Origin of the sequence: uncultured Sphingomonas sp., assembly GCF_934560975.1 — a bacterium.
Lineage (GTDB): Bacteria > Pseudomonadota > Alphaproteobacteria > Sphingomonadales > Sphingomonadaceae > Sphingomonas_I.
The window spans coordinates 73,592-86,036 of record NZ_CAKTFO010000006.1 but is presented as its reverse complement, the minus strand read 5'-3'; the positions used below and the strand labels follow the sequence as shown (position 1 = coordinate 86,036).

Sequence of the window (12,445 nt, the reverse complement as noted above, 5' to 3'; positions counted from 1 at the left end):
GGCGGACTGGCCATGGCGGCAGCCCCCGCGCTGGCGGCCGCTGCCGCCTTTCCCGACCGCCGTCCGCCCGTTGCGCAGCGCCGCTTCGTATCGCGGGCGGTGGAGCGGGAGATCGTACGCGTCCGCCGGTTGATCGCCGATCCGAAGCTTTCGGCGATGTTCGCCAACTGCTACCCCAACACGCTCGACACCACGGTGAAAATGGGCGTGGTGGACGGCAGGCCGGACGCCTTCGTCATCACCGGCGACATACCCTGTCTGTGGCTGCGCGATTCCTCGGCACAGGTGAAGCCGTATCTGCATCTGGCCCCGCATGACGCGGACCTGCGCCGGCTGTTCAGGGGGCTGATCGCCCGTCAAGCGCGCTGCATCCTGATCGACCCTTATGCCAACGCCTTCATGGAAGATCCGTCCGCGAAGACCGACCTCGACTGGTCGCTGCACGACAGGACCGAAATGAAGCCGGGCGTGGCGGAGCGGAAATGGGAGGTGGATTCGCTCTGCTATCCGATGCGCCTCGCCCATGAATATTGGCGGGCGACGCGCGACAAGGCACCGTTCGACGCGCTGTGGGCCGACGCCGCGCGGGCGAGCATCCGCACCTTTCGCGAACAACAGCGCAAGGATGGTCCCGGACCCTATCGGTTCCTGCGTGCGTCGGACCGCAGCACGGAATCCATGCCGCTCGACGGCTATGGCAACCCGTCGCGCCCGGTCGGGCTGATCCACAGCGGTTACCGGCCGTCCGACGATGCCTGCATCTACCCGTTCCTGATCCCGTCCAACCTGTTCGCGGTCACGGCCCTGCGCGAATTGGCCACGGTCGCGCATGAAGCACGCGGCGACACGGCGCTGGCGAACGATGCGATGGCGCTGGCGGCGGAAGTGGCGGCGGCACTGGATGCGCATGGCCGCATGCGCCTGCCCGACGGGTCGGAAGTGTGGGCGTATGAGGTCGACGGCTTCGGCAACGTGCTGTTCATGGACGATGCCAACGTGCCGTCGCTCTCCTCGCTGGCATATCTTGGCTGTGTGCCGACCGATGACCCGCTGTGGCGCCGCACCGCCGCCGCCGCGTGGAGCGGGCACAACCCGTATTTCTTCCATGGCCGTGCCGGCGAGGGCATTGGCGGCCCGCATGTCGGGCTGGGCCAGATCTGGGCGATGTCGGTGATCGTCCGCGCAATCTCGGGCGCGGACGACGCGACGGTGCGCGCCTGCCTGCGCACGTTGCGGGACACGGAAGCGAATACCGGCTTCATGCACGAAAGCTTCGACCAGGACGACCCCAGGCAATTCACGCGCCACTGGTTCGCCTGGGCCAACGGCCTGTTCGGAGAGCTGATCGTGCAGCTTGCCGATACCCGCCCCGCGCTGCTGGGCGCATCGTTGTGACCGCCCATCTCACCCGCCGCGCGCTGCTGGGTTCGGCGGCGGCCGCGGCGGTATCCACGGCCCTGCCGCTGCCCGCCGGCGCGTTCGTGCCGCCAACCGCGCGGCCGAACCTGTTCATCGGCACCGGCGGCCATGGCCATACCTATCCTGGACCGACGCTGCCGTTCGGCATGGTCCAGCTCGGCCCCGACACCGACGTCGAACGGTGGGACGCCTGTTCAGGTTATCACCGCGATGACACGTCGATCATGGGGTTCAGCCACACCCACCTGTCCGGCACGGGTATCGGCGACATGCTCGACGTGCTGCTGGTGCCCGCGACCGGGCCGGTGCGGTTGACCCCGGGAACGATGGCTGATCCCGACGCGGGCTATCGCCAGCGTTTCTCCGGAGAACTGGCGGAGCCCGGTTATTACCGCGTCCGACTGGAGACGGGCGTGCTGGCCGAACTGACGGTGACGGAGCGGACCGGCTGGCACCGCTACACCTTTCCCGACGGACCGGGGCACATCCTGATCGACCTGTCGCATCTGGTCGGCGACGCGCCCGGCGCTCGCCCGTTGATCGACGAGGCGTCGCTGGCGATCGATCCCGACGGCACGATCACCGGCAGCCGCCGGGTGCATCGCTGGGCCAAAGGGCGGCGTATCCACTTCGCGCTGCAACTCTCCCGCCGCCCGGATCGCGTGACCTTCTACGGCGATGACGACATGCCCCAACCGCAAGGGGCGAGCGGCGTGACCGGGCGGCGCTTGAAAGCGGTGCTGTTCTACGACGGTGCCGGGCCGGTGCCGATCGTGGCGCGCTGTGCCATTTCCGGCGTCGATGTCGCCGGTGCGCGCGGCAACCTGGCCGCCGAAGCGCGCGGCTGGAACTTCGACGCGACCCGCCGCGCCGCATCGCGCGCCTGGGCGGAGGCTTTGGGAACCGTGCGGGTGGAGGGCGGCACCGGCGACCAGCGCACCGTCATGGCATCGGCGCTGTACCACGCGCTGCTCGCCCCGACGCTGTTTTCCGACGCGGACGGGCGCTATGTCGGGCTCGACTGGCAGGTGCATCGCGCGCCGGCCGGCGAAGCCGCCTACAGCACCTATTCGTTGTGGGACACATACCGCGCGCTTCACCCCCTGCTGACGCTGATCGCGCCGGCACGCGCGCAGAGCCTGGTCGCGGACCTGATCCGGCAGGCGCAGCAGAGCCCGCTCGGCCCGCCGATCTGGCCGTTGCAGGGCGTGGAGACCGCAACCATGATGGGCTGGCACGCCGTTCCCGTGCTGGCGGAGGCGCAGGCGAAGGGTATCAAGGCCGATTACGCCGCCGCATGGCCGGCGATCCGGCGGCGGTCGTTCGACTTCGCCGCACCTGACCGCGACAACAGCCGCGGCCGCGACCTGTACGACCGGCTCGGCTATGTCCCCGCCGACAAGTGGAACGAGAGCGTCAGCCGCACGCAGGAATATGCCTATGACGATTGGGCGGCCCACCGCATCGCGCGCGGCGCAGGCGCGCAGGCGGACGCGGCCCGGCTGCTGAAGCGGTCAGGCAATTGGCGGAACGTCATAGACGGCGGCATCGGCTTCGCGCGTCCCCGCTTCCACGATGGTTCGTGGTGGAGCCCCTACGACCCGGTCCAGCTCGGCCACATGCCCACACCCGACTGGCGCGACTATACGGAGGCGAACGGCTGGCAGGCGACGTTCCTCAACCAGCACGACATATACGGGCTGATCGCGCACATGGGGGGCGATGCGGCGTTCGAGAAAAAGCTGGACGCGCTGTTCTCCGCCCCGTCCACCCTGCCGGCCGACGCGCCGCCAGACATTGCCGGGCTGGTCGGCCAATATGCCCATGGCAACGAGCCGGACCAGCACGCACCCTATCTCTACGCCTATGTCGGCGCGCCATGGAAGACGCAGGCGATGGTCCGCCGGCTGTGCACGGAGATGTACCGCAACGACCCCGACGGGATCATCGGCAATGACGATTGCGGCCAGATGAGCGCCTGGTTCGTGTTCTCCGCGCTCGGCCTCTACCCCGTCGATCCGGTGGAGGCGGCCTATGTCTTCGGCTCGCCGCTGTTTTCGCGCGCGGTGCTGCGGGTCGGCGATGGTCGGACGCTCACGATCGAGGCGCCGGGCAACCGCGCCGATACGCCCTATGTCACCGCTGTCCGCTGGAACGGCAGGCCGTGGACGAAAAGCTGGATACCCCATGCCGAGCTGATCCGCGGCGGCACCCTCACCTTCACCATGTCGGCCGAGCCGAACCGCCGCTTCGGCGTCGCCCGCGCCGACCGGCCACCATCGTTCGGTGGCCCCGCCCCGACCCACGGAGTTTCCGCATGATCGACCTGTCCCGCCGGACCCTGATCGCATCCGGCCTTGCGACCGCCGCCATGCCCGCATTCGGCGCGGCGGGCGTTGCGCCACCCCGGCCATGGGGCGCGACGCCCTCGCCCCGCCAGCTCGCCTGGCACGCGCGCGAGCAATATGCCTTCGTGCATTTCTCCATCAACACCTTCACCGACCGCGAATGGGGCTATGGCGACGAGAGCCCTTCCCTGTTCAACCCGACGGACTTCTCCGCCGACCAGATCGTCGCGGCGGCCAAGGCAGGGGGCATGCGCGGGATCATCCTGACCGCCAAGCACCATGACGGCTTCTGCCTGTGGCCGACGCGCCTGACCGAACATTGCATCCGCAACAGCCCTTACAAGGGCGGCAAGGGCGACATCGTCCGCGAGATGGAACAGGCGACGCGGCGCGCCGGCCTGTCGTTCGGCATCTATCTGTCGCCATGGGACCGGAACCACGCCGAATATGGGCGACCAGCTTATGTGGAATATTTCCGCAAGCAGATCGTGGAGCTGTGCACCGGCTATGGCGAGCTGTTCGAATTCTGGTTCGACGGTGCCAATGGCGGCGATGGCCATTATGGCGGCGCGCGCGAAACGCGGAAGATCGATGCGGCGCGTTACTATAACTGGCCGGAGACGATCGCGCTGGTCCACCGGCATCAGCCGATGGCCTGCACCTTCGACCCGCTCGGCGCGGACGTGCGCTGGGTCGGCAACGAGGACGGGGTGGCGGGCGATCCGTGCTGGCCGACCATGCCCAACCATCCGTATGTGCAAAGCGAAGGAAATAGCGGCGTGCGCGGCGCTCCGCTCTGGTGGCCGGCCGAAACCGATGTCTCGATCCGCCCCGGCTGGTTCTACCACGCCGACGAAGATGCCAAGGTGAAGACGCCCGAGCGGCTGCTGAAGCTGTACGATGAATCGGTCGGACGGGGCACCAACCTGAACCTGAACCTGCCGCCCGATCGTCGCGGGCGGCTGGCCGACATCGACGTCGCAGTGCTGCGCGCGTTCGGCGCGGCGCAGACGGCGACCTATGCGACCGACCGGGCGCAGGGCGCGACCGCGACCGCCACGTCGGAGCGCGGGGCCGCCTTTGCCGCCAGGCACGTGCTCGATGGCCGCCGCGACAGCTACTGGTCGACGCCCGACGCGGACAGAACGCCCACGTTGACGCTGGACTTGCTGCCGGGTCGTCCCTTCGACGTGATCCGGTTGCGCGAACATCTGCCGCTCGGCGTCCGCGTCACGCGCTTTGCGGTGGAGGCGGAAGTCGGTGGACGCTGGCGGAGGCTGGCGGAGCATCAGGCGATCGGCGCCCAGCGCATCATCCGCCTGCCCGCCCCGATAAACGCCCGCCGGCTGAGGCTGGTGATCCTCGAAGCGCCCGCCTGCCCGGCCATTTCCGAAGTGGCGTTGTTCCGCCAGGTCGCGCCTGCCGCCGTCGCGCCGGTGCGGTCGAGCGATCCGAACCTGCTGTCGCCGCGCCGATGGCATATCGTCGCCGCCTCGGCAGCCGGCGCGGAAGCGTTGCTGGACGACGATGCGGCGACGCGCTGGACGGTGCCCGCACCCGGCGCGGCCGCTCCCGCCCGCGTAACGGTCGACATGGGCGCGGCACACCGGCTGGCCGGGTTCAGCCTGACGCCCTCGCGCACCGTGGCGAAGGGCGTGGCGCCGCCGGCCGGCTATGTCTGCGAGACGAGCCTGGATGGCCGTACATGGGAGGTAGCGGCCAAGGGCGAGTTCTCCAACATCGCCTATGCGCTGGCGACACAGCGGATCGTCTTCGATGCGCCACACCGCGCACGCTTCCTGCGCCTGTCCTTCGCCGCCACCGCCGTTCCGGCGCAACGGCTGGCGATCGCGGGCATCGGAGCCTTTGTCGCGGATGGGCGGTCAGGAGGTGCGTAAACCTCTGCCTGCATCCAAGCAGGTGAAGAGCGCAGCAACCAGACCATGAATTTGGATGCGGGAGCCCGGTCAGCGCGCCGGGCCCACTGAATATCCCGTACAAGGACTGGCACGCTGCCGACGGGGCATGCGGCGATGTAGCGCTTACTTGGTGAGATGCGGGATCGACAGCTGCAGGGCATAGAGGCCGTCGTCCAGCAGCAGCAGGGCGTGCCGCCGGAACGCGACAACCATCGCCTCCTTGGCTTCGGTCAGGTGGTGGAATGAAGGCGCTTCGGCCCGGTCTTCAGATCCAGGACCGTCGCCCGGTTGCGCCACTTCGCCACCGTCCTTGGATTGATCCCCAGCTCGCGGCTCAACGTCGCCACCGGAGCTTGCAATTGCTGTATTGCTGCCCTGACGGCGTGCGTGGTCGTGGCACTCCCGTGACGAACCTGTCCCCTACGGCCCCGTCCGAAGCAAACGAAAGGCTCGCACCATCACCCGGTATCAAACAGCCGGATAGATCCTCCAATATCACGGCTACTATCGTCACTGTCACATTAAACTTCAATTATTGATACATCAAGCAGCATGTATTTTGCGAGATCTTACCCTTGCCGTTATAAAGACATTATCATAACTTACGTTAGATATAAATAGATGCATCATTAGGGAACATCCTCACGTCGGTCGCGCTTCACGCCAACACTCTCTTTTGGCAGAGGCATGACGCGGATGAAGGCAGTAGTCTGGCACGCAACCGGCGACATTCGCGTCGACGAGGTTCCCGAGCCCACGATCGAGCAGCCGACCGATGCGATCGTCCGGCTGACCGCAAGCGCGATCTGCGGCACCGATCTCCACTTCGTACGTGGGACGTTCAGCGGCATGGCGAAGGGGCAGATCCTCGGCCATGAGGGCGTCGGCATCGTCGAGGCGGTCGGACCGGAGGTCAGGAACATCCGGGTCGGCCAGCGGGTGATCATCCCCTCCACCGTGGGATGCGGCCATTGCCAGTTCTGCCGGCACGAATTCTACGCGCAATGCGACAACGCCAATCCGCAGGGCAAGCGCGCCGGAACGGTGTTCTTCGGCGGGCCGGAAGCAGCCGGCAACCTGAAGGGGTTGCAGGCCGAGAAGGCGCGCACGCCGTGGGCCGATACCAACCTCGTCCCTGTGCCCGACGAGATCGACGACGACCAGGCGATCATGCTGAGCGACATCCTGCCCACCGGCTGGTTCGGGGCAGACCTCGCCCAGATCGAACCGGGCGACCATGTGCTGGTCTTCGGCTGCGGCCCGGTGGGTCAGATGGCCATCGCCTCGGCGATCGTGATGGGCGGCAAGGTGATCGCGGTCGACCGCCTGCCCGACCGGCTCGACATGGCGCGGCGCCAGGGTGCACAGGTCATCAACTTCGACGAGGAGGACGTGCCGCAAGCGGTGCTGAAGTTGACCGATGGCGACGGCGCGCGGCGGGTGATCGACGCGGTCGGAGTCGATGCCCAGCATGCCCATGCGGGACCAGACGAGCCCGGCCTGCTCGGCAAGGCGAAGGAAGCGGTCGAGCAATATGTCATTGAGCCGATGGCCAACAAGCATGGCAGCCACTTCATCGCCGGCGACAATCCCGGCCAGGCGCTCGACTGGGCGGTGGAGTGCGTCGCCAAGGGCGGCACCATCTCCATCATCGGTGTCTATCCGCCGACCGACCGCATGTTCCCGATCGGCATGGCGATGAACAAGAACGTCACCGTCAGGATGGGGAACTGCAACCACCGCCGTTATTACGACGTGCTGCTCGACCATGTCCGCTCGGGGCGGCTCGACCCGGTCAGGATCCTCACCCAAACCGAGCCGATGACCGACGCCATCAACGCCTACAAGGCCTTTGACGAGCGTCAGCCGGGCTGGATCAAGGTCGAACTGGAGCCGGCGGCGTGACGGTAGGGACGCACGCATGAACATCACGCTGAACGTCAACCGGCACATATACCGGCTTGACGTCGATCCGCGTCAGATGCTGCTCGACACGCTGCGCGAGGAACTGGGGCTGACCGGCACCAAGAAGGGCTGCGACCAGGGCCAGTGCGGCGCGTGCACGGTGCTGATCGACGGGCGGCGGGTGCTGTCGTGCTTCACCCTCTCCGCACTTGCCGAGGGGGAGATCACCACGGTGGAAGGCCTGTCCGGCGAGGGCGAGCCGCTTCACCCGATGCAGGCGGCGTTTGTCGAGCAGGACGCCTATCAGTGCGGCTATTGCACCCCCGGCCAGATCCTGTCCGCCATCGCCTGCGTCCACGAAGGCCACGCGACCAGCGACGAGGAGATCCGCGAATATATGAGCGGCAATCTGTGCCGCTGCGCCGCTTACCCCAAGATCGTCGCCGCGGTGCGGCAGGCCGCGCCCGAGTTGGCGGGGCAACGCTGATGCGCGCCTTTGCCCTCGATCGCGCCGGCAGCTCGGTGGAGGCGCTCGGCCTGGGCGGCGCGTCTGTGTCCGCCGACGCCCATGTGCGCAGCCCCGTCCAGTATCTCGCCGGCGGCACCACTTTGTTCGACCTCATGAAGTTGCAGGTGATGCACCCGGAGCGACTGGTCGACATTTCCGGCCTGAGGGCGGAACATGGCCGCATTGCGGATCTGGAGGACGGCCTCTGGCTCGGCGCGCTGGTGCGCATGAGCGAGGCGGAGAGCAATCCGTCCGTAGCGCGCGACTATCCGGCGATCCGCGACGCGCTGTGGCAGGCGGCAAGCCCGCAGCTGCGCAACATGGCCACGCTGGGCGGCAACGTCCTCCAGCGCACGCGCTGCAACTACTTCCGCGACATCAGCTACCATGCTTGCAACAAGCGCGATCCGGGCACCGGCTGCGCGGCGATGGAGGGCTGCAACCGGCGGCTGGCGGTGCTCGGCACCAGCACCGCCTGCATCGCAAACTATCCCGGAGACTTCGCCATCGCTTTGGTTGCGCTCGGCGCGGAGGTGAACCTGCTGTCGGTCGACGGCCGCGAACGGGTACTGCCGTTCGAGGATCTTCACCGCCTGCCCGGCGAAACCCCGCACATCGAAACCAACCTGGCGCGCGGCGACCTCATCACCGGGTTCACCGTGCCCGCAGGCGCGTGGACGCGGCGATCGCGATACGTGAAGGTGCGCGACCGCGCCTCCTACGATTTCGCCCTCGCCTCGGCGGCGGTGGCGCTCGACCTGGATGGCGACACGGTCCGCGCGGTACGGATCGGCCTTGGCGGGATTGCGGCCAAGCCGTGGCGCGCCCACCAGGCCGAAGCGATGCTGGTCGGCCGGCGCCTTGACGAGGCAAGCGCGCGCGATGCGGCGGAAATCGCGCTCGCCGGCGCGGTTCCGCATGGCGAGGCTGCGTTCAAGATCGAACTCGGCCGCCGCACGCTGGTGCGCGCGCTGCTTGAGACCCGGACGATGGAGTTGCCGGCATGACCATGCTGATCGGCCGCCCCCATACCCGCATCGACGGCCCTGCCAAGGTGACCGGCCGCGCCTTGTATCCTTCGGACGAGGCGGTGAAGAACCCGGCCTGGGCGTTTCTCGTCACGTCCGCCATTGCGCGCGGGCGGATTGCGGGTTTCGACCTGGACGAGGCCCGCGCGATGGCGGGCGTGATCGACATCCTCACCCACGAGAATGTCGGCGGCGACAACCATCCGCCGAAGCAGCAATCGGGTGGCGAAACCACCACGACGATGGAGACGGACCGTATCTGGCACGACGGCCAGATCGTCGCCATCGTGCTGGCCGACAGCTACGAGATCGCGCGCGACGCTGCTTTTCGGGTGGGGGTGCGTTACGAGCGGGAAGAGCCCGCGGCGACGTTCGGTTCGCCGGGCACGCAGGAGGAAGTGCGCGACGACGGCGAGCACCGCGATTACGCGGTGGGCGATGCGGAAGGTGCACTGGCAGCCGCGGAGGTGACGGTCGACGCCTGGTATGAAACGCCGACCCAGCACCACAATCCGATCGAATTGTTCACCACCACCGCCGAGTGGAATGCGGGCAAGCTGACGATCCGCGAGCCAAGCCAGTTCGTCTACGGCCTGCGCGCCAATGTCGCCCAGCAGATCGGCATCGACCCGGACGACCTGCACGTCATGTCCAAGTTCGTCGGCGGCGCGTTCGGGTCCAAGGGCGGCGCCACTGCCCGTACCGCCTGGATCGCCATCGCCGCGCGGCGGATCAACCGACCGGTCAAGCTCGTCGCGACCCGCGACCAGGGCTTCACCATCGCCACCTACCGTGCCGAAACGCGCCACCATCTCCAGCTGGGCGCCACCCGCGACGGCAGGCTGACCGCGCTCCGCCATGAAGGGTGGGAGCTGACCAGTCGGCCGAGCACCTACAACGTCTCCGGCACCGACACGACCGCCAGGATGTATGGCTATCCCAACATCCTGACCAAGGTGAACATCGTCCACGCCGATCGCAACACGCCCGGCTTCATGCGCGCGCCGCCGGACACACCCTACATGTTCCCGCTGGAATGCGCGATGGACGAGCTGGCGGAGACGCTGGAGATCGATCCGGTCGAACTGAGGCGCCGCAACGATACGCAGGTCGATCCGGCCACCGGCCTGCCTTTCTCCAGCCGCCACCTGATCGCATGCCTGGACCAGGGTGCTGAACGCTTCGGCTGGGCAGGAAGGGATCCCAGGCCGGGCTCCATGCGCGATGGCAACTGGCTGGTCGGCTGGGGCATGGCCTCGGCCGCCTACCCGTCCAACATCGCCTCCACCGCCGCCCGCGTGACCTTGCGCGCGGACGGATATTGCCTGGTCGAATTGGCGGGACACGATATCGGCACCGGCGCCTACACCGTCGCCGCGATCACCGCCGCGCACAAGCTGGGGCTCAAGGTCGAGCAGGTCGCGGTCCATATGGGGGATACCACCCTGCCCCCGGCCTCGCTCGCCGCCGGATCGAGCCACACCGCCACCATCACCCACGCCATCGCCAAGGCGTGCGACGAGCTGGTGGCGCGGATCGCCCATGCCGCCTCGACCAGCAATGACGGACCGCTCGCCGGCAGGCGGCCGGACATGATGGCCTTGTCCGACGGGCTGCTGATCGTGGCCGGAGGCGGCTCGGAACCGCTCGGCGATGCGATAGCGCGCCTCTCGCATGGTGCGCTTGAGGCCCATGCCGAGCACATCCCCCAGGGTCTCGGCCCGGACTCGATGGACAAGCTCTACAAGGGTCAGCCGCCCATGTCCCGTGGGCAGCAGCGCAAGGACGTCACCGCTTATGCCTTTGGCGCGCAGTTCGTGGAGGTGCGCGTCCATCGCCTCACTTGCGAGATCCGCGTGCCGCGCATGGTCGGCGCCTTTGCAAGCGGCACCATCGTCAATCCGCTAACGGCACACAGTCAATATATGGGCGGCATGATCTGGGGCCTGGGTGCGGCGCTGGAGGAGAAGACCGAGATCGATCTGACCCATGCCCGCTACGTCAACGACAACCTTTCCGAATACCACATTCCCGTGAACGCCGACGTCCGGCAGGTCGAGGTGATCATGGTTCCCGAACAGGACGATGCGGTGAACCCGCTCGGCATCAAGGGGCTGGGCGAGATCGGGATTGTCGGCATGAATGCGGCCATCGCCAACGCCGTCCATCACGCCACGGGCCGCCGCATCCGTCGCCTGCCGATCCGCATCGACGACCTGCTCTGAACGGGCATAGGCCATGACCGACCGGCCGGACCAATGGCGGAGGTCGGGCGCTTCGACGGCGTTCGATCCGGCGCCTCCTGAAACGCGCCGATGATGTCGAACGCCACCACCTTTGGCCGCTTGGGGCCACCCAGACCGATCGTGTCGTTCCTTCATCATGGTTGCGCGTCCGCGATCCCGCGCGCCAGCGTCATGGAACGATCCGTTCGTGTCGAGGCGCTACGGGCGCGCCAGTCCAGCCACATGTGCGGCACCGTTAACGCACTCAGCAGCAGGAATGCGGTCCGAACCACATTCTCCTCCACCGCGTCGCCGGGGCCGGCCTGGAAGATGAGGGCGCCGAACGCCAGCGCGATCGCTGTCAAGGCAAGCGGCAAGGCCACCTCCCCCACCGGCATTCCGCCCGCGGGTATGGCAGCCGCCATGGCGCGCGGCGCGTGGATGACCGCGAAGTAGAGCGAAAACCCGATCAGCGGCGGGGCGAATGCGAACAACAGGGTAACCAGGACCAGATCCGTCGCGGCCGCCACGTCCGCGCTTTGCCCGCTACCGGCATAGGCGATGAGCGTTGCGGCGGCCGCCGCCAGCCACAACATTATCAGCGGCCCGCCGAGCAGCAGCGCCACCATATGCGCCTGTCCCGGCCCCGGCACCAGCACGGCCAGCAACTGCGCGATCGCAGCGGGATGGCACGCGGCCGAGACGATGACGGGCACGCCGCCATGGGCCACAATCCGGACCATGCGGCAAGGCGCGCTTCGCGATGCATCCTGATCCCCGAAATGAAGTACGGAAAGGAGCAGGAACAGCGGCAACGCAACGATCGGCAGCGCCCACCAGGCGAACAGCATCGCCGACGCAAGCGCAAGGTAGCCGGCAAGGAAGGGCTGCCACCACCTGGCGCCATGGCGCGGCGCAAAGGTGGATCGGGCGACCTTGTGGTCGAATGCGCCGTGCGGAAGGCCGGCCACCACCGCAAGCGCGAGAAAGCCGGTCTCCGCAACACGCCCCGTCAGCACGGCGCTTGCCACGATCGACAGCGCGACCGGCGCGATCCGTGTCGCCACCGATCGCAGCGTGCCGGCCGAAACGG

Annotated in this window: 8 protein-coding genes and 1 pseudogene; 7 read left to right on the top strand and 2 right to left on the bottom strand. The window is 67.7% G+C overall.

Annotated elements, in window-relative coordinates; translation table 11 throughout:
- The first annotated feature begins 12 nt into the window (after window positions 1-12).
- The 3 genes from Q0D93_RS06735 to Q0D93_RS06725 are packed head-to-tail and all read left to right on the top strand — an operon-like array spanning window position 13 to window position 5,665.
- The gene (locus Q0D93_RS06735; protein WP_294392300.1) at window positions 13-1,395 is read left to right on the top strand and encodes a glycoside hydrolase family 125 protein; all 1,383 of its coding nucleotides are present in this window, start codon (window positions 13-15) and stop codon (window positions 1,393-1,395) included.
- On the top strand, window positions 1,392-3,740 hold the full coding sequence (locus Q0D93_RS06730; protein ID WP_294392245.1) for a GH92 family glycosyl hydrolase: 2,349 nt from the start codon (window positions 1,392-1,394) through the stop codon (window positions 3,738-3,740). The genes Q0D93_RS06735 and Q0D93_RS06730 overlap by 4 nt, the downstream gene beginning before the upstream one ends.
- On the top strand, window positions 3,737-5,665 hold the full coding sequence (locus Q0D93_RS06725; protein WP_294392243.1) for an alpha-L-fucosidase: 1,929 nt from the start codon (window positions 3,737-3,739) through the stop codon (window positions 5,663-5,665). Before Q0D93_RS06730 ends, Q0D93_RS06725 begins: the two co-directional genes overlap by 4 nt.
- A gap of 147 nt (window positions 5,666-5,812) precedes the next feature.
- Here Q0D93_RS06725 and Q0D93_RS06720 read toward each other — a convergent pair.
- Window positions 5,813-6,054, bottom strand: a pseudogene (locus tag Q0D93_RS06720) (IS481 family transposase); the annotation flags it as partial.
- 328 nt (window positions 6,055-6,382) lie between these two features.
- On the opposite strand from Q0D93_RS06720, the gene Q0D93_RS06715 reads away from it, so the two are divergent.
- The 4 genes from Q0D93_RS06715 to Q0D93_RS06700 are packed head-to-tail and all read left to right on the top strand — an operon-like array spanning window position 6,383 to window position 11,352.
- Window positions 6,383-7,591, top strand: a complete 1,209-nt coding sequence (locus Q0D93_RS06715; RefSeq protein WP_294392241.1) for a zinc-dependent alcohol dehydrogenase — start codon at window positions 6,383-6,385, stop codon at window positions 7,589-7,591.
- 16 nt (window positions 7,592-7,607) lie between these two features.
- A complete protein-coding gene (locus tag Q0D93_RS06710; RefSeq protein WP_294392240.1) occupies window positions 7,608-8,078 on the top strand; it encodes a (2Fe-2S)-binding protein in 471 nt (156 codons plus the stop codon).
- Window positions 8,078-9,106: a xanthine dehydrogenase family protein subunit M gene (locus tag Q0D93_RS06705; protein ID WP_294392238.1), complete on the top strand. Its 1,029-nt coding sequence runs from the start codon at window positions 8,078-8,080 to the stop codon at window positions 9,104-9,106. Before Q0D93_RS06710 ends, Q0D93_RS06705 begins: the two co-directional genes overlap by 1 nt.
- A complete protein-coding gene (locus tag Q0D93_RS06700; RefSeq protein ID WP_294392234.1) occupies window positions 9,103-11,352 on the top strand; it encodes a xanthine dehydrogenase family protein molybdopterin-binding subunit in 2,250 nt (749 codons plus the stop codon). The genes Q0D93_RS06705 and Q0D93_RS06700 overlap by 4 nt, the downstream gene beginning before the upstream one ends.
- A gap of 155 nt (window positions 11,353-11,507) precedes the next feature.
- Here Q0D93_RS06700 and Q0D93_RS06695 read toward each other — a convergent pair whose 3' ends face one another.
- Window positions 11,508-12,419 carry a Brp/Blh family beta-carotene 15,15'-dioxygenase gene (locus tag Q0D93_RS06695; protein ID WP_294392233.1) on the bottom strand — a complete coding sequence of 304 codons (912 nt, stop codon included), beginning with the start codon at window positions 12,417-12,419 and terminating at the stop codon, window positions 11,508-11,510.
- Between the last annotated feature and the right edge of the window lie 26 nt (window positions 12,420-12,445).